The sequence below is a fragment of the Brachybacterium sp. p3-SID957 genome, assembly GCF_025144775.1.
In the GTDB taxonomy this organism is placed as follows: domain Bacteria; phylum Actinomycetota; class Actinomycetes; order Actinomycetales; family Dermabacteraceae; genus Brachybacterium; species Brachybacterium epidermidis.
Map to the genome: position 1 here is coordinate 1 of NZ_JALXKT010000064.1, position 17,228 is coordinate 17,228.

Genomic DNA, 17,228 nt, shown 5'->3' on the forward strand with positions numbered 1-17,228 from the left:
TAGTGCGGCAAATCTTGTCGTGAACTCTGAAGACTCGGGGGAGCTGGACATTGTCAACAGTGCGGTTCAATGTGTTGCAACTCTTCGAGATGGCGTATTACGACACGCAGTTGCAACTGTCGTGGCTCTCGACCCGGGCGAGTATGATTCGTTCGTAAGTAAGAGTGGCGGACATTCTCTCAAGGCTGCCGATAGGCGTTTTCCAGAGATCCCGATATCTGAGGGGCTCGAGTCGAGTTTTCGTAACGCCGGGGGGCATGGGGGAGTGGACGACCTGAACGGCGACGAGGTGACTATTCAGGGGAAAACATTCTCTTCTGAGCAGTTCACCGATGTGTATCTGGCTTACCTTGAAACTGTTCTTTCTGTTTGGAGCGGCCTGAATCTCGCGCTCGACCGACTTGGGGGTGAGTTCAGGATGCTGGACTACATTTCACCCAGGGATGTGAAAACAGCGATCACTGCCGGGGTGGGAATCTTGGGCGTGGAGTGCGCCTCGATTGAGACGCGCGGAGATTGGCTCAGTTTGAAGGTCCAAAGTTCTGAACACGATTGGCTGCAAGTCGCGGCGTTCATTAGTGGAATTGAACTAGTGGAGGCGGAGTCGTTGCTAGTTGAGTTTCTGGACGGCGGAGTCGTTCGTCATTTCACGGCTAGTCTGAGTGTGTTTAGGGAGGCGGATTATGGCGCGGCGGCCATGAGTGATGAAGAGAATGCACTTCTGGTTGCTGGAGTGCTTGCGGGGTGCGCACTGGGCGGGGTCTCGTTATGGCATAGGCAAGATTGGTCTGCCGTCTTGTCGAAATTGACCTCGCGAGATGGTGTTGAGGATTATAAGGCTTGGATTGCTCGACTTAAGGCCTTCAGGCGTCTAGCGATCGAAGTTGGTGATGATAATGCTGCGGCGTCATGCCTGTCTGCAATTCGGAGTTTTCGGATGGCGTGAGTGTGGTTCGGGCATAATTGCCATTGATGCGCCCCCAAATCCCTGACAGCAACGATGACAGCAACGCGATGGTGTCCGTCGGCCTCGAATCTGCTGTACGAGCTCGCTGACCTGGTAGAACCTGGTCGGCCACCCGTGTCCGGACGGACTTCTAATCCGCGGGTCGCGGGTTCGATCCCCGCCGGGCCCACTGGTCAGAGCCGATCTTCCGCGCTCTTGCCGCGTCCCACGGCGTGATGTGACAGCAACGTGGCCACGAACCCGACCAGCTGAGGCGCTCAGTTGGACCGCCCGCTCGGTCAACTTCAGGAGCGATGTCAACACTTACCGAGACTTCGACGAAGGTCACCTCGATCGTGGGGACGTCGCTTCCGCCAGGTGGCTCGGGATCGAGCTGGCCCTGCTACGGAGACTTCTCTGCCTCGCCGACACGAGAACCTGCATCGACGTCAAAGCCATATTCCTGCCGCAACTGGCCAAGCAGATCACCACTCTCAAGCGGCGACTTCGCGCCGTGAATGACATGCAACAGCAGCTGCGAGAGGTGCAGAGCCACGGCGACAATTGCCCTGGCAGCATAGAGCGATCTCGCTCGCAACGTGCGTTTTGATCTATCGTTGGGCAATAACCGGGCGGATACTTCGCGAATGTCGCTGCAGCATCGGATTTATGAAGCTGGAATTGTCGGGCCCAGAATCATTTGGCTACGAATTACTCTGTCGCCTCCGTGCCGTCTTCCAGCCAAAGTTTCGAGGCCGAGTCAGCGACTAAGTGTCTGGGCGCCGTCTATGATGATGTTCTGGCCGGTGACGTACCCGGCCATGGCGGAGCAGAAGAACAGGACCGAGTCGGCGATCTCCACCGGGAAGCCTGGGCGGCCCAGCGGCAGTCTTTGCAGCATGGCGGCGGGCCCGTCGGCGGGCATCATGCTCTGCATCTTTTCTCGAGTGCGGACAGCGTCCTTTGGCAACACATCTCCGGCGAAGTCACCGCTGGCTATGGCGTCGATCCGTTCCTGAGTGATCGTCGACCCGGGCGTGACGGAGTTAACCAGGATGCCGTGCTCGGCGAGCTCCTTGGCCATGTTTACCGTTGCCATGGCAAGGCCCGCCTTGATCGTGGAGTAAGCGGCGAAGATCCCGGTGGGTCGGAACGCGTCCGTGGAGAGGATGTTGATGATCCGGCCTCCGTTGCCAGCTGTGATCATGGCTTCTGCGGCGATCTGGGCGGCGAAGAAGGCTCCCTTGAGGTCGACGGCCTGCTCCTGGTCCCAGAGTTCCTCGGTGGTGTCGAGGAAGACCCGGTTCTGGAACACGGCGGCATTGTTGACGAGGATGTCGAGCCGACCGTAACGCTGTACCGCCTGCTCGACCACGCGGCGCGTGGAGTCGAGGTCGGCGGCGTCGGCCTCCCGAGCAACCGCGGCGCCACCGCTGGCAGTGATCTCGTCTGCGAGGGGCTGGAGGGTGCTGAGCGTGCGGCCGGTGAATACGACGGTCGCCCCGGCCTCAGCGAGACGTCGCACGATGGCTTCGCCGAGACCGCGGCTGCCTCCGGTGACGATGGCGACCTTGCCGTCGAGGGAGAGAAGCTGGTCCAGCGGGGTGGGTTCGGGGATGGTGAGAGGTGCCGTCATGTCGGGTCTCTTTCTCGGCCGGCTGTGGTCAGTTCGTCGGGGTGGGCTTGCGGGTGGCGCGCCAGATCCCGGCGATCATGAGCAGCTGGGCGATCACCCGGACGGGGGCGAGCTGGGGAGGGAGCCCGACTCCTTCGAGCTGCTCCGGTTCGCGGACCTGCTGGATCGCGGTGGGCAGGGTTGAGACGAGGACGGCGGTGGGGGCCCAGCGGGAGACCTGGCGCAGTCGCGGGACGAAGAAGCTCAGACCGATGCCGGCGAGACCGACGGTCATGCCGCCCTGGATGGTCTCCTTGTGATCCGCGAGCTGGTCGGGGACCAGGTTGGAGAATGTTTCTTTGTTCGTGGCCTGGATGGCGGCGGCGCCGAGGAAGGCGGCGCCGATCACGCGGGACAGGGTGCGGTGGGTGCGTGCGGTGGTCATGATTTCTCCTGGGGTGTTGTTCACTGTGGGCGTGCGGTCGGGTTGAGGTAGTTCTGGATGGCCGGGGCGATGCTCTGGACGAGTTCGTCATGGGGGATGTCGACGACGGCGGGGACGTGCAGGATGTGGCGTGCGACGGCGACTCCGAACAGGTGGGACGCGGCCAAGGCGGCACCACGGAGCTGCGTGATCGGGACGCCGGGCTCCAGCGAGTCCCCGTGCATCCTCGCGGTGAAGAGCTCGATGAGGAGGTCAGCGGCGTTCTGCGAGGTGGTCGCTGATCTGACGAGGGCCATGAGCACCGGGCGTAACTCGTCGTCCTCCCAGAGCAGCAGGTACTCGTTCGTCATGCGCTCTCCGAGGCTGTCGGGATCCCCCGGGAGTGCAGCCCGCATCCGTTCGATGATCACGGTGCGATCGGTCATCGTGGTCGCGAACAGCGTCTCCTTGTCTGTGAAGAAGTGCCGGATCAGTGCGGGATCGACCCCGGCCTGCTTGGCGATCGCCCGCATCGAGGTGCCCTCGAGGGCATGTTCGGCAAAGAGGTCGCGGGCGGCGTCGAGGATGGCATCGCGGGTCCCGCTGTCTCCGGCGCGCCGGCCCGTGGGGCGTCTGCGGCTCGTGCCGAGAGGTGTGCTCGTCATGCTCTGGATCATATCCCTCCTCGAGGAGTTCCCCAAGGGGGGAATTCGTCGTAGGCTGACGACGCCCCGTCTCGGGGCACACGTCTACAGGGCGCGGCAGCGTGCCCTCTCTGGAGGAATCCCATGCGTATCGCAGTTCTCGGCACCGGCTCCGTCGGCTCATCCCTGGCCACTGCACTCCAGGCCGCGGGACACGACGTGGCCCGCGGGTCCCGGAGCCCGCGTCCGGATGACGGTACGGTCGGCAACGCGGAGGCGGTCAACGGTGCGGACGTCGTCCTCACCGCTCTTCCCGGCCAGGCAGTCCTCCCCACTCTCGAGCACCTCGGCGGCGGAGCGCTCGAGGGGAAGGTCGTTCTCGACGTCTCCAACGCCTTCACGGAGGACTTCACGCTGGAGTACCCGGGCGACAGCGTCGCCCTCCAGGTCCAGCAGCGATTCCCCCGGGCCCGGGTGGTCAAGAGCCTGAACACCATGAACGTGGCTGTGATGACGGACCCTTCGGGTACCGCTCCGGGATCGAGCGTCTTCCTCTCCGGAGACGACGAGGAGGCCAAGCGGGCGGTGCGCGGGCTGCTGGGGGATCTCGGCTGGGCCGAGGCGAGCATGCTCGATCTCGGTGGTATCGCCACCTCGATCGCCACCGAGCACTATGCGTTGCTCTTCCTCGCGCTCATGGGTGCTCTGGGCACCCCCGAGTTCAACATCGCCGTCATCCGCTGACCTGCCCTCAGGAGGAAACTTGATGTGGGAGTGGTTTGCGCAGTATTGGAGCTCCGTGGGGCTCGGCGGGGCCATCGTGCTCCTGGTTCTCGCACTCTTCACCGATGTGCTGCGGCACGAGACCGGTATCTCCCGGTGGCGGGATCCGGTCTGGCTCGCCTGGGCCTCGGTGATCGCTTACATGCTCCACAACTTCGAGGAGTACGGGATCGATCTGCTCGGCCGCCCGTTCCAGTTTCCGGCAACTGCGTGCGAGACCTTCGGATTCCCTGACGTCGTGAGCTGTCCGCTGGTGCCGAGCTTCTTCGTCGCGGTCAACATCCCGTTCGTCTGGATCGCCCTCGTCGCCGCCGCGCTGATTGCGCGGAAGGTCCCGGCCGTGGGACTGACAGGGGCGGGGCTGCTGCTCACCAACGCGCTCAGCCACGTTGCGACACTGCCCACCCCGATGGGCTATTCGCCGGGGACCCTCACGGCTGTGCTCCTGTTCATCCCGCTAGCTGTGTGGGTCTTCGCCACCCAGTTCGGCAGAGGGAAGCAGAGGATCCCCGTACTCATCGTCATTCTGGCTGCCAGCATCCTCGCGCAGCTGGTGCTGCTCCTGCTGCTCGCGGGGCTGAGCAACGATGTGATTGCCCTGAGCGCGGCGATCGTGATTCAGACGGTCGATCCTGTGCTTCTGATCCTGCTGCCGTGGCTCGCGCATCGACAGTGGCCGTCACGGGTGGGAACTTTCGTCGCGGAGGGTGAGGGCTGATGCCTGCGGGGCCGTCCGGGCGTCCGCGGCCCGTCGGTTTCCATGACGACGCGCCGCGCCCGGGACGGCACGACTTCTTCGACGGCACTGTCCCCTCCGTTGTCCGTACGGAGTTCGACGTCTCCGCCTACACGCTCGGGGTAAGCGGGCGTATCGAGGTGGATGCGAGGGCGATCGATCAGGAAGCCCGCTGTGACTTCTCCGGGTTGGTCTCGCTGCGGCGGGACCTCAGCTATCTGCACCGCGTCGAGTCGGCGGCGCTGACTGAGACCCGTACGATGTACAGCTCCTGGACGGCGAACGAAGCGCGCATCACCGCCTTCGCGGCGACCTGGCTGTGGGAGCGATTCTGGTGGGCCCGCGCCCTGCGGGAGGTACGAGCGGCACTGCCAGGCCCGCAGGAATCCCGGACCCGCGACGACGCATGCCCAACTCTGCTATTCCGGGCTCGTCGACTGTACGTGGAACGGGTCCTGCCCCTCGCCGGGCCCGGATGGGCGGCACTGGCAGGCGAGCAGGTCACCGCCGGCCACATGGCCCGCATGGCGATCCAGGAAGGTTCTCTCCTGGCGGCGCTCCGGGCGCTCTCGTCCCGGCTGGACGCTATCCCCGCAGCCCGAGCCGTCCTCGAGGAGATCTGTCGTCGGCGTGAGCAGTCGGTGGACTTCTTCCGTCAGGAGGCGATCGCACGGATCACCCGATCCAGCGGTGAGGCGCTGACCGCCCGGCTCGTACTCACCACCGGCGGCGATCCGCTGCGTCCCGCCGGGCAGTGGGTCCGCGACGAAGGCGTCTCCCGCCCGAGCATCTTCCGCACCGCAGAGGACCGGGCCGCGCTCCATGCCGCCCGATTTGAGATCACCCGCCTCCTTCCGGGGCGCGACTTCCGCCTCCCGCACCGCCGCATCACCCCAGGAGGGACCCATGGCATTCGACCTTGAGGCGTTCGCAGAGACCTCGGAACCGGTGGGCTGGGATGATCTCGACTTCGACACCTTTGAGACCCAGCCGCTGGACGAGAACACGCTCCGCTCCCTGCGGTACATGTGCGACGTCGAGTTCCATACGTCGTGTTATCTCCGGGACATGCTCGTCACCCCCTCCCACCGGGAGGAGGACGCCGGCGACTTCATGACGGTGTGGAATCGTGAGGAGTTCTGGCACGGCGAGGCCCTCGCTGCCGTGCTCCAACGCCATGGCATCGTTGTGGACTACGACGAGCTGAAGTCCAAGCGGGTCAAACTCGGCTGGCAGCAGGCGCTCAGCCCACTGAAGCAGTCGGTCCTCTCGAGCCTTGCGGGGACGGACTTCGTGGCGGTGCACATGACCTGGGGGGCGGCCAACGAACTCTCCGCCGTGGCCGCGTACCGGAGGCTGGCCGCGATGAACGATCACCCTGCTCTGACCCCGCTGCTGAAGCGCATAGCCCAGCAGGAGACCCGGCATGTGGCCTTCTACACCACCCAGGCGCGGGAACGGCTCGAGGGCTCCGAGAAAGCACGCGCGGTCACGCGCCTCGCCCTAGCGAAAGCCTGGCGCCCAGTGGGCTCCGGCATCATGCCTGAGACCGAGATCGTCCACGTCATGGGTCACCTGTTCTCGGGCCGCAGAGAGGATCTCGAGGGGCTGGACCGGAGGGTGCAGAGGCTGCCGGGGCTCCAGGAGCTCACCATCTTCCGCACCGCCCTCACGCGGATGGGCATCGCCATCTGAACGAACAAGGAAAAGCTCCCTCATCCCCACGCCGGGTGGGGATGAGGGAGCTCTCGTATCAGAGGATCACGCTGCGACGGTCTCGGCCACAGGCTTCTTGCGGAGCGTCGAGAGGCCGACGAGCACGATGCCGAGGACGGCCCAGCACGTCAGCACCAGGATGGGGAGCCCTGCGCCCCGGCCGTCGAAGAAGGCGTCCGCGCGCAGCAGGGAACCGGCGGCGCCGGGCGGCAGGAGCTGGCCGATGAATCCCCAGGGGGAGGGCAGCCACTGCCATCCGGTGGCCATACCCGAGAGCGGGTTCGCGATGAACATCATCAGCACCGCGCCAATTCCAAGACCAGCGAAGCCGAGTAGCGACTCCATGCCGAGGACGAACAGCGAGATCGCGGCCATGCCGAGGGACAGGGAGAGCGAGGTGGTCACGTAGTTGCCGTCGACCGATCCGAAGCCGAACTGCAAGATCGCGACAACCACGAAGCCGACGGCGACGGACGCTGCGAGCGACCCGATGATGCGGTGCCACGGACGCCTCTTGAGCTGCGTCGAGAGCAGGGCCGCGGAGATCATGCCTCCAAACGCGAGTGGCAGTCCGAGCGCGCTGAGGCCAAGGCCCTGGGGATCGTCCTGCGGGAGCGGGGCGACGTCGTCGTAGGTGACGGTCATACCTGCCTGGGTGAGCCCCGCACCGATGCCCTTCAGGAGGGAGGCGTAGGGGGTGCCCGCGCCGCTGGCGACGGTAATGGTGACCGCACCATCGTCACCGACGCTGATCCCGCCGAGGACCTCGCGGTCCTGGACCGCTTCGGTGACGGCCTCCGCCGAGTCGTACTGCTCCACCTCGAACGCGCCCGGCTGGGCCTCGTCGAGCTGTCCTCCGATCTGGCCCGTAACCTGCTCGGGCCCGCTCACGCCGAGGGGCAGATCCTCGGCACCGGAGTTGATCGACGGGGTGAGGAAGGCGAGCAGCATCAGGGAGACCGCGATGCACAGGCCGAGCACCACCACCACGATCTTCGCCCATGGCGAGCGCTCCGGACTGGTCTCGCTGCTCAGCGTCGTATCGGACATGACTGCTCCTGAGGATCCGGCGGCATCACGGCCGCAGCTATAGGCGGAGCGGTATGCTCCGTTTGCGATATGGATCGTACTGCTCCGGTTAGGCTGGGCGCAATACAGTGCGGTACGTGCAGAGCGTGGAGGCGATCACATGAGGGCAGATGCCCGGGCGAAACGACGAGCGATCCTCGATGCCGCATGGCGCCTGATCGCGGACCGTGGGGCCGAGGTGTCGATGCGCACGGTGGCGCTCGAGGCGGAGGTCGGCATTGCGACCCTCTATCGACACTTCCCGACGCGCGAGGACCTCATCGTCGGTGTGCTGGGTGAGGTTTTCGCGCGCGTCACCGAGGTGGTCGAGAAGCATGATCCGGAGTGGGCGGATGCGCCCGAGGCCGCCTGGAGGGCGACGGTGCACGAGCTCGCCCGACTTGAGTTTGGCGCGCTTGTCTACCAGATCGCTCCCACCGCCCAGAAGTCGGAGAGCCTTCAGCGGCGCATCCCTCCCTTGCGCGACAAGGGAGCTCGCGTCATCGACGCCCTGGTTCAGAGAGCCCGCCGGGCAGGTGTCGTGGATCCAAACATCAGGCCGGAACGGTTCCTTGTCGGGCTCGCGGCGATCAGTCGCCCGTTCCCCATCGCCATCGAAGAGATCCTCCCCGGGCAGCGCGAGTGGATGGTGTCGGTATATCTCGACGGACTTCGCGACCCCGCGACCTCACCGGATAGATCAAGCGCTAGCCTCGAGATTTCACGGGGGTGTGGTCTCGCCCGACGGACGGCATAAAGAAAGGTGCTCCTGGCCTGGGATGATGCGGGGTGTTGAGTCTCGTAATCCCTGGCCGGAAGGAGCACCTTTCAGGTGTCCCACCCTACCTTGTTCTTCTACCCCCGTCCGCGCGTGGACATCGCTGAGGTCCCGGCGGCCGCGCATGCGGGCGCGGTGCTGCTGACCGGCACGATCCACGCCACCGGCCTCGCCCCTTCGCTGCGTGAAGCTCTGGATCCGTGGACGAAGCCACTGGCCGAGCATCACGCCTCGAAGGTCCTGCTGGACCTCGCGATGACTCTCGCGATCGGCGGCGAGCACGCTTCGGATACTGATCTGCTGCGATGCGAACCGGGACTGTTCGGAGACGTCGCCTCGGCCCCAACGATCTCCAGGAACCTGACCACGCTGGCCGAGGACGCGCCCGCCGTGGTCGAGGCGATCTCCCAGGCCCGCCGCATCGCGCGTGAACGGGCCTGGGCACTGGCCGGCGACCACTCCCCGGTCCGCAGGGTCAGTGCGCAGAATCCGCTGGTCATCGACCTCGACGCCACCCTGATCAACGTCCACAGCGAGAAGGAGCAGGCTGCACCGACGTTCAAACGCGGCTTCGGTTACCACCCACTGTGCGCTTTCCTGGACCACGGCAGCGAAGGAACCGGGGAACCGCTGGCGATCCACCTGCGCCCCGGCAACGCCGGTTCCAACACCGCCGCCGATCACATCACCATCACCAGGCAGGCCCTTGCGCAGCTCCCGGCTGGTCTGCTCTCCTCCGGCGGAAGGGGGTCGAAGAAGGTCCTGATCCGCACCGACGGAGCCGGTGGCACCAAGGACTTCGTCAAGTGGCTGACCGGGCAGCGTCTGGCCTACTCAGTCGGGTTCACCCTCCCCGCGAACACTCCCGACCTGCTGGAACGTATCGATGAGGCGAAGACGTGGACTCCTGCCTACGACACCGACACCGACGGGATCCGCGACGGAGCATGGGTCGCGGAACTGACCGGGCTGCTGGATCTTCAGGGTTGGCCGCCCGGGATGCGGGTGATCGTGCGGAAGGAACGTCCTCATCCTGGGGCGCAGCTGCGGATCACCGATCACGAGGGGATGCGCATCACCGCGTTCGCCACCAACACCCCGCGCGGCCAACTTCCCGTGCTCGAGCTGCGACACCGCCGCCGCGCACGATGCGAAGACCGGATCCGCAACGCCAAGGACATGGGCTTGATGAAGTTCCCGCTGCAGGGCTTCGCGCAGAACCAGGTCTGGTGCCAGATCATCCAGCTCGCTAGCGAGCTCGTCGCCTGGATGCAGACCATCGCGCTGACCGGCCATGATGCGCGGAAGTGGGAGCCCAAACGGCTCCGCGCACGGCTGTTCGAGATCCCCGCGACCCTCGTGCGCCGCAGCCGGCACAACCTCCTCCACCTCGCCCAGCACGCTCCCGAAGCCCGCACCGTCCTAACCGGCGTCAACCGGCTCCGCATTGCCGTCGCGCAGACCTGATCCGGCAAGGCCGCCCGTCCCTACGACCAGCAGCATCTCTTCTCGGGAGTGGAACCCGACCGCCCGCAACGGACACTGCGACGATCTGTCATACCCGAATGCCAGAATCAGCAGCTGAACACCGGCAACGACGCCGACCGCGACCGCTCACCAGCCCGATGAAAGATCGAGGCTAGTACCGCAACTGCGTAGTCGCCCACGGTAGGGACCACATCAAGCTACTCAACGGAGCCAGCACTCATCGACACGACACAAACAATTAGCCTCCGAAGAGCGACTTATAGCGGCCCGGAGTCCGTTCCGATCTTAGCCCGAGGAGATATGGACGATGCCCCGATTACCGGGGGTCGGCATCGTTCGGTTGAGAATTACTCTCCGCCGAGCCGCGCACAGCGGTGAACGCAGCTCGTGGCGACGTTGCAGTCTGCGTGCACCGCCGAGGGGCATCCCGGCGGGCACCCGTGTCCTAAACGACCAGTTACGGGATTGTCGTCTTCCTCGGGACGGTGGCAGGTAGGAGGCGGACGAGGACGATCATGGCGATGAGTTCGACGAGAGTCTGAGTAACCACTGCGCGTGGTGCGATCGCCAGGGCATCGGGAAGCGATAGCGCGAGCGGGAGGACCATCTGTGAGTTGCGGGTGGCGGCTGAGAACATCACTGCCCGCGTCAAGGCGGTACCGCTGGCGGCAGCCGCAGCTGTATGGTCAGTGCATGCTGACTAAAGCTTCGCGCCTCGAGGTCATGAATCGTCTCGGCCGTGCCATGGCCGACCCAACCCGGTCCCGCATCCTGCTGTCGATCCTCGACCATCCCGGCTATACCGCCGTACTGGCGGAAGAGCTGTCGCTGACCCGTACCAACGTGTCCAATCACCTCTCCTGCCTGCGCGGCTGTGGCATCGTGGTCGCTTCCCCCGAGGGGCGGCGCACGCGCTACGAGATCGCCGACGCGCATCTGACCAAGGCGCTCTCAGGGCTGGTCGAGACTGTGCTGGCGGTCGATGATGGCCGTCCGTGCACCGATGAGGACTGCGCCATCCCGCTGTGCTGCGATGCCTCCGTCGAGGTGCGTTCCAAGGCGGGCACGCGATGAGCGACGAATGCTGCGGCCCCGAGAAGCCCGCACCGCCCGTGGCCCCAGTGGTGGAGGATGCATGTTGCGGAAGTAGCGGCCTGACGGATCCGCCGGAGGCACTCGAGCTCGAACAGCTCTCACCGTGGTGGCACGATCGCGCGCTGCTGCTGCCGATCACCTCTGGTGTCTTGTGGGTGCTGGGGCTCTTGACGGGATGGGCAGGACTCAATACAGCCGGTCTCGCGGCCCACGTTCTCGCCCTGCTGGCCGGGGCCTGGACGTTCGTCCCCGGCACTCTGCGTCGCCTAGTGCAGGGCCGTGGACGCGGTCGGCTTGGCGTCGGCCTGCTGATGACCATTGCCGCGCTCGGTGCGGTGCTGTTAGGGCACTTCGGTGAAGCCGCGGCCTTGGCGTTCTTGTTCTCTCTGGCGGAGGCGTTGGAGGACCGGTCGATGGATCGCGCGAAGCAAGGCCTGCGGGCGCTGCTTGCCCTCATCCCCGAGACTGCCCGCGTTTCACGTCCGGGCGGGCCGCAGACCATCGCGGCCGGAGAGGTCCGCACCGAGGACGTGCTCCTGCTCGGTGCGGGCGACAAGGTTGCCACGGACGGTGTGATCCTCTCTGGGCGCTCCTGGATGAATACTTCGGCGATCACCGGCGAGTCCATACCGGTCGAGGTCGGCCCCGGAGACGAGGTGCATGCGGGCTCCGTCAACGGCTCGGGCTCGCTAGCGCTACGCGCTACTGCTGATGGTCGGGACAATTCACTGACCCAGATCGTGCGCTTGGTCGAGCAGGCCCATGCCGCCAAGGGTGAACGTGCCCGCCTCGCTGATCGCATTGCCCGTCCCCTCGTCCCGGTGGTGCTGATCGTCGCCGCACTGGTCGCACTCATTGGCGTCCTCACCGGAGACCCGGCAACTTGGACCGAGCGCGCCCTGGTGGTGCTCGTCGCCGCGTCGCCCTGCGCGTTAGCCATCGCTGTGCCGGTGACGGTCATCTCTTCGATCGGCTCCGCGAGCAAGCTCGGCGTGGTCATCAAGTCCGGCGCCGCCTTCGAACAGCTGGGGGCGATCCGCACTGTGGCTCTGGACAAGACCGGGACGCTCACCCGTAACGAACCCCGCGTCGTGGACGTCGCCACAAGTGAAGGCCGCAGCCGCGAGGAGGTCCTCGCGGCGGCCGCTGCTCTCGAGTCCGCCAGCGCCCATCCCCTCGCCGCCGCAGTCCTCGCCGCAACGGATGCCGCGGTGGACGCTGACGACGTCCAGGAAGTCCCCGGATACGGCATCACCGGAAGCATCCATGGCCGGGTGATCCGCGTGGGAAGTCCCCGCTGGATCTCCCCTGGCCAATTCGGGAACCGCACCCACGAGATGGCATCGCGTGGCATGAGCGTCGTCATGGTCGAGGAGGACAGCCATGTGATCGGCGCTGTCGGTATCCGCGACGAGCTGCGTCCCGAGGCGGCCGCGACGGTGGCTGCATTGCATGCCCAAGGCATCCGCACCGTCATGCTTACCGGCGACAACGCCCTGACCGCCCACGCAATCGCGGCAGAGGCCGGCATCGAGGAAGTCCATGCCGAGCAGCTGCCCGCTGACAAGGCCGCCTACGTCCGTCGCCTCTCGGAGCGGGCTCCGACCGCGATGATCGGAGACGGCATCAACGACGCGCCGGCCCTCGCGTCAGCGACGGTGGGCATCGCGATGGGAGCGACCGGCACGGCAGCAGCAGTCGAGTCGGCCGACGTCGCCTTCACCGGCACTGATCTGCGGCAGATCCCTGCCGCATTGGCTCATGCTCGCCGGGGTCACCGAATCATGACTGAGAACATCGTCCTCGCCCTGGCGATCATCGTGGTGCTGTTCCCACTAGCACTGTTCGGGGTGCTGGGTCTGGCCGCGGTGGTGCTCGTGCACGAGGTCGCCGAGGTCGTGGTGATCGCCAATGGCATGCGGGCCGCACGCACTCCAGGGGTAGGCGCGCAGGAGCCGTCCAGTCCGGTCGGGCAGGATCTGCGTGAGACGTCAACTGTCGGAAGGCCCGTTGCATGAGCAGGAGCACGAAATTCACTCTCGGACTGATCGCAGTGGCTGCGCTGGTCCTCGCCGGGTTCATCATCTTCCTCGACCCCGATGAGCAGGAATCGGCGCCGGCCGAGGACACGGGATCCGCGTCGGCCCAGCTCGTGCGAGAAGACAGTCCCCGGCTGTCCGAGGGCAGCAGCGACGTCGTCTTCGTGGAGTACCTCGACTTCGAATGTGAGGCCTGTCTGTCCCTGTATCCCGCGGTCGAGGAGATCCGCGCCGAGTACGGCGACCGCGTGACCTTCGTGGTGCGGTACCTGCCGTTGCACGGCAATTCCGTCGAAGCCGCCAAGGCGGCTGAGGCCGCAGGTGCGCAGGGCGAGTTTGAGGCCATGTACAAGGCGCTGTTCGACAACGCCACCGAGTGGAGTCACCAGGAGACATCGCAGCGTGAGGCCTTCTTCGGGTATGCCGAAGAGCTCGGGCTGGACATGGAGCGCTTCGAGCAGGTCTATGACGATCCGGCCACCCTCGCGCGTATCGAGCAGAGTGCTGCCGACGCCGAAGCACTCGGTGTCACCAGCACCCCCACCTTCTTCGTCGACGGGGAGCGCCTGGAGCCCACCCGCGTCCAGGACCTCACGGATCCTCTCGATGCCGCACTCGAAGGCTGACAGCCCGGCCGCCCGGCCGCCTCGGGAGACGAGGAAGTCGCGCGGCCTGGGGATGCTCTTCACCGTCACCGGCGCAATCGGCCTGGTCATGGCCGTCGTGCTGCTGGTCGAGAAGATCGCTCTGATCGAGGACCCCAGCTACGTCCCCTCGTGCAGTCTCAATCCGGTGCTCTCCTGCGGCTCCGTGATGGACACCCCGCAGGCCTCAGCCTTCGGCATCCCCAATCCGATCCTCGGCATCGCCGGCTTCGCGGCCGTTCTCTCCCTCGGATTCGCGTTCCTCGCCGGTGCGCGCGTGGCGCGGTGGATGAGTGCGCTCATCCAGGCGGGCGTGACCTTCGCGGTGCTCTTCGTGCAGTGGCTGATCGGGCAGAGCCTGTACGAGATCGGGGCACTGTGCCCCTACTGCATGGTCGTGTGGGCAGTGACGATCCCGTTGTTCTGGTTCACCACGATCCACCATCTCCGCGCGCTCGCAGACAGCTCCACCTCGGCCAGTCGGCGGGCGCTCCGCCTCGTGATCGAATTCCGCGTCCCGGTGCTCGTGGCCTGGTACCTGGTGATCCTGGCACTCATCGCCGTGAGGTTCTGGGACTACTGGTCCACGCTGTTCTAGGCACGAACGAGCTCACGTCCAGCCCCTCCACCCGACCCCCGCAATCACCTTGAAGGAGCGAGCACATGCGCACCCACTCCCGGCGACGGATCCTGTACGCCACCGGCCTCTTCGCCACCACCGGCTTGGTCACTGCCTGCGGCAGCACTGACACCGGCGATCGCTACGACTCCGAGGACGCCGGAGACGTCTCCGGCAACGGTGTGACCACAGAGATCGCTCCCGCCGATCGCACAGAACCCGTCGAGTTCACCGGGACCAGCTACGACGGCGAACGATTCGACTCCAGAGACCACTGGGGATCGGTGCTGGTGGTCAACGTCTGGTACGCCTCCTGCCCGCCATGCCGGGTGGAGGCCCCGGATCTTCAGGCCATCCACGAGGAGTACGCCGACCAGGGCGTCTCGTTCATCGGGATAAACGTCCGTGACTCGGCAGGGCCCGCCGCGGCCTTCGAGGAGACCTACGGCATCACCTACCCGTCGCTGCCGGACTCTGACGCAGAGATCATGTACCAGCTGCGCGGCCAAGTCGCACCCAACGCAGTCCCCACCACTCTCGTCCTTGACCATGACGGCCGAGTCGCAGGTCGGATCTCTGGAGCGATCGACCCCTCCATCCTGAGATCGATGCTCGACGCCGTCCTCGCCGAAGGAGCCGCGTGAGCACCAACGGACTCGCGGAGACCTTCCAGTCGATCGCCCTGTCCGGGTCTCTTCTGCTGGCCATCACCGTCGCCGCGATCGCAGGCCTGATCGCGTTCCTCTCACCGTGCGTGCTGCCCATCGTGCCGGGCTACCTCGGTTACGTCTCCGGGCTCGCCGGACAAGGACTGAAGACCACCAAGCCACCCCGGGGCGCCCGTGGGAATACCGGGAGTGCGGGACGACCGATGACCTTTTTCCGTGAGGGAACTGGGAGAATGCTGGGCGGTAGCTTGCTGTTCGTCGCGGGCTTCGCGGTGGTATTCATGGCGCTGGGCGGGTTCGCCGGCGCGATGGGATATCTCCTTCAGGCGCACGCAGTATGGATCAATCGGGTGGCGGGCATCGTCGTCATGTTCATGGGACTCATTTTCATGGGTGTGTTCCCTCGATTGACGGGAAATCTCCAGGTGTCCAGGAAACGTCCTGATGCCGGCCTTCTGGGAGCCCCATTGATGGGCTTCGTCTTCGGGCTGAGCTGGACCCCATGTATCGGCCCCACCTACGCCGCGATCATCGCCCTCTCCCTCGATGCCGGCGCCGACGGAGCGTCCGCAGCTCGGGGCGCGACCCTGGCGCTCGCGTACTCGCTCGGACTGGGTGTTCCCTTCGTCCTCAGCGCCCTGCTGCTTGACAGGGCGATGGGCGTGAGCAGGGCACTTGCACGCCATCGCCGCCTCATCGGAGTCCTATCCGGGGCGCTACTCATGGCGATCGGCCTGCTGCTGCTCACGGGAATGTGGGCCTCATGGATGGATCAGCTGCAAGGCTCCATCGCCACGTTCCAGCCCATCGTGTGAGCCTCACGAAGGCATTCTCTCCTGCCGATCTGCTGCCGGTGACCGACATGGGGTACGTCCACCTCGACTGCACTCGTGACGTCTACCCCATTTCGACATCAGGTTTTGGTAAAGAGAGGGTGTGAACCCGGGGCCATGTCGCGAGAGTGTTCAAGGGAAGGCGAAATCGTCGGTCGGGGTCGCTCATGACGCTATTCCGAGGGTGTCTCGGTCGGTACGTTGGTTCTACCGGCGACGAGGTATGAGAGTTTCTTCGCGATGCTTGCCCTGCTGTCGACGTTGCCGCGACCACTTGCCAGACGGCCCCGTGCATACACGCGGGGATATTCACGGAGAACATTCATGGCCACGAGCAATTCCCATCGCGCGGCCGGCCGCGCAGTCACCCCCCTTCGCCACAGCGGCCCCGCCCTGCGCGGCACCGGAGGCGCCGCCGTCCTCGGCACCGTCCTGCTCGGTTCCGCCTTCGCTGGTGGTGCGGCCCAGGCAGCACCCGCAGCGCCTGCCACCGCGCCGTCCGCAGTCACACAGGCCGCCGCGCCCGCCGCTCCGGCACCGGCGCAGGCGCTGCACTCCTCCGAGAAGCTTCGCTGGGGATCCCAGGGCGCCTCGGTCGAGCAGCTCCAGTCCGCACTGAACAATGAGGGCGCCTCACTCGCCGTCGACGGGAAGTTCGGCCCACTGACCCACAGTGCGGTGAAGGACTACCAGCAGACCAACGGGCTGCAGGTCGACGGCGTGGTGGGCTCCGAGACGCGCGGCTCTCTCAACGGTTCCGTCCCCGGCATCGGCGGTGGCGGTGCGTCAGTTCCTGCGGCCGCATCCTCCTCGAGCAGCACCGGGCAGGCGATCGTCGACGCCGCACGGACCCAGATCGGAGCCGACTACTCCTGGGGCTCGAGCAACCCGGGCGTGAGCTTCGACTGCTCCGGCCTGACCCAGTACGCCTACAAGCAGGTCGGCATCGACCTTCCGCGCACCTCCGGCCAGCAGGTCGACGCCGGCACCCAGATCTCCAAGTCCGAGGCCCAGCCCGGCGACCTCGTCGTGTGGCCCGGCCACATGGGCATCTACGCCGGCGGCGACAAGGTCGTCGATGCAGGACGCTCTCCCGGTGCCGTCACCGAGCGCACCATCTGGGGCAATCCCA

At 65.8% G+C, this 17,228-nt stretch carries 19 protein-coding genes; 14 read left to right on the forward strand and 5 right to left on the reverse strand.

What is annotated here, in order from left to right; genetic code table 11:
* The coding region (locus M3B01_RS12260) for a hypothetical protein (protein WP_259792437.1) at positions 1–946 on the forward strand (946 nt) is incomplete at its 5' end.
* 403 nt (positions 947–1,349) lie between these two features.
* On the opposite strand, the gene M3B01_RS12265 is transcribed toward M3B01_RS12260, so the two are convergent.
* From M3B01_RS12265 to M3B01_RS12280, 4 genes are all read right to left on the reverse strand, one after another.
* Positions 1,350–1,502: a hypothetical protein gene (locus tag M3B01_RS12265; protein WP_259792438.1), complete on the reverse strand. Its 153-nt coding sequence runs from the start codon at positions 1,500–1,502 to the stop codon at positions 1,350–1,352.
* Positions 1,503–1,706: 204 nt separating this feature from the next.
* Positions 1,707–2,582, reverse strand: coding sequence for an SDR family NAD(P)-dependent oxidoreductase (locus M3B01_RS12270; protein ID WP_193866738.1), 876 nt, complete (start codon positions 2,580–2,582; stop codon positions 1,707–1,709).
* Between the two features lie 28 nt (positions 2,583–2,610).
* Entirely contained in the window at positions 2,611–3,006 is a 396-nt protein-coding gene (locus tag M3B01_RS12275) for a hypothetical protein (RefSeq protein ID WP_193866737.1), read from the reverse strand.
* A gap of 20 nt (positions 3,007–3,026) precedes the next feature.
* On the reverse strand, positions 3,027–3,650 hold the full coding sequence (locus M3B01_RS12280; RefSeq protein WP_193866736.1) for a TetR family transcriptional regulator: 624 nt from the start codon (positions 3,648–3,650) through the stop codon (positions 3,027–3,029).
* A 123-nt stretch (positions 3,651–3,773) separates the two neighbouring features.
* Between M3B01_RS12280 and M3B01_RS12285 the strand changes: the two genes are divergently transcribed.
* Genes M3B01_RS12285 through M3B01_RS12300 form a run of 4 tightly spaced genes read left to right on the forward strand, consistent with a single transcriptional unit; the run spans position 3,774 to position 6,843 of the window.
* Entirely contained in the window at positions 3,774–4,373 is a 600-nt protein-coding gene (locus M3B01_RS12285; RefSeq protein ID WP_193866735.1) for an NADPH-dependent F420 reductase, read from the forward strand.
* Between the two features lie 22 nt (positions 4,374–4,395).
* Positions 4,396–5,130 carry an HXXEE domain-containing protein gene (locus M3B01_RS12290; RefSeq protein ID WP_193866734.1) on the forward strand — a complete coding sequence of 245 codons (735 nt, stop codon included), beginning with the start codon at positions 4,396–4,398 and terminating at the stop codon, positions 5,128–5,130.
* On the forward strand, positions 5,130–6,071 hold the full coding sequence (locus M3B01_RS12295) for a hypothetical protein (RefSeq protein WP_193866733.1): 942 nt from the start codon (positions 5,130–5,132) through the stop codon (positions 6,069–6,071). Before M3B01_RS12290 ends, M3B01_RS12295 begins: the two co-directional genes overlap by 1 nt.
* Positions 6,055–6,843, forward strand: coding sequence for a ferritin-like domain-containing protein (locus M3B01_RS12300; protein ID WP_193866732.1), 789 nt, complete (start codon positions 6,055–6,057; stop codon positions 6,841–6,843). Before M3B01_RS12295 ends, M3B01_RS12300 begins: the two co-directional genes overlap by 17 nt.
* A gap of 66 nt (positions 6,844–6,909) precedes the next feature.
* Here the strand turns inward: M3B01_RS12300 and M3B01_RS12305 are convergent, their stop codons facing one another.
* Positions 6,910–7,914, reverse strand: a complete 1,005-nt coding sequence (locus tag M3B01_RS12305; RefSeq protein ID WP_193866731.1) for an ABC transporter permease — start codon at positions 7,912–7,914, stop codon at positions 6,910–6,912.
* 139 nt (positions 7,915–8,053) lie between these two features.
* Between M3B01_RS12305 and M3B01_RS12310 the strand changes: the two genes are divergently transcribed.
* The 9 genes from M3B01_RS12310 to M3B01_RS12355 form a co-directional block, all read left to right on the forward strand.
* The gene (locus tag M3B01_RS12310; protein ID WP_259792439.1) at positions 8,054–8,689 is read left to right on the forward strand and encodes a TetR/AcrR family transcriptional regulator; all 636 of its coding nucleotides are present in this window, start codon (positions 8,054–8,056) and stop codon (positions 8,687–8,689) included.
* A 90-nt stretch (positions 8,690–8,779) separates the two neighbouring features.
* Positions 8,780–10,177 carry an IS1380 family transposase gene (locus M3B01_RS12315; protein WP_228018797.1) on the forward strand — a complete coding sequence of 466 codons (1,398 nt, stop codon included), beginning with the start codon at positions 8,780–8,782 and terminating at the stop codon, positions 10,175–10,177.
* Between the two features lie 714 nt (positions 10,178–10,891).
* Positions 10,892–11,272 carry a helix-turn-helix transcriptional regulator gene (locus tag M3B01_RS12325; RefSeq protein WP_259792440.1) on the forward strand — a complete coding sequence of 127 codons (381 nt, stop codon included), beginning with the start codon at positions 10,892–10,894 and terminating at the stop codon, positions 11,270–11,272.
* Positions 11,269–13,311, forward strand: a complete 2,043-nt coding sequence (locus M3B01_RS12330; protein ID WP_259792441.1) for a cation-translocating P-type ATPase — start codon at positions 11,269–11,271, stop codon at positions 13,309–13,311. The genes M3B01_RS12325 and M3B01_RS12330 overlap by 4 nt, the downstream gene beginning before the upstream one ends.
* Complete coding sequence (locus M3B01_RS12335; protein ID WP_193866728.1) at positions 13,308–13,958, forward strand: thioredoxin domain-containing protein; 651 nt, start codon at positions 13,308–13,310, stop codon at positions 13,956–13,958. Before M3B01_RS12330 ends, M3B01_RS12335 begins: the two co-directional genes overlap by 4 nt.
* Before the next feature lie 52 nt (positions 13,959–14,010).
* A complete protein-coding gene (locus tag M3B01_RS12340) occupies positions 14,011–14,574 on the forward strand; it encodes a vitamin K epoxide reductase family protein (RefSeq protein ID WP_193866727.1) in 564 nt (187 codons plus the stop codon).
* Between the two features lie 65 nt (positions 14,575–14,639).
* Entirely contained in the window at positions 14,640–15,239 is a 600-nt protein-coding gene (locus M3B01_RS12345) for a TlpA disulfide reductase family protein (RefSeq protein WP_193866726.1), read from the forward strand.
* Positions 15,236–16,078 carry a cytochrome c biogenesis CcdA family protein gene (locus M3B01_RS12350; RefSeq protein WP_193866725.1) on the forward strand — a complete coding sequence of 281 codons (843 nt, stop codon included), beginning with the start codon at positions 15,236–15,238 and terminating at the stop codon, positions 16,076–16,078. The genes M3B01_RS12345 and M3B01_RS12350 overlap by 4 nt, the downstream gene beginning before the upstream one ends.
* A gap of 342 nt (positions 16,079–16,420) precedes the next feature.
* On the forward strand, positions 16,421–17,228 hold an 808-nt coding region (locus M3B01_RS12355; RefSeq protein ID WP_259792445.1), incomplete at its 3' end, for a C40 family peptidase.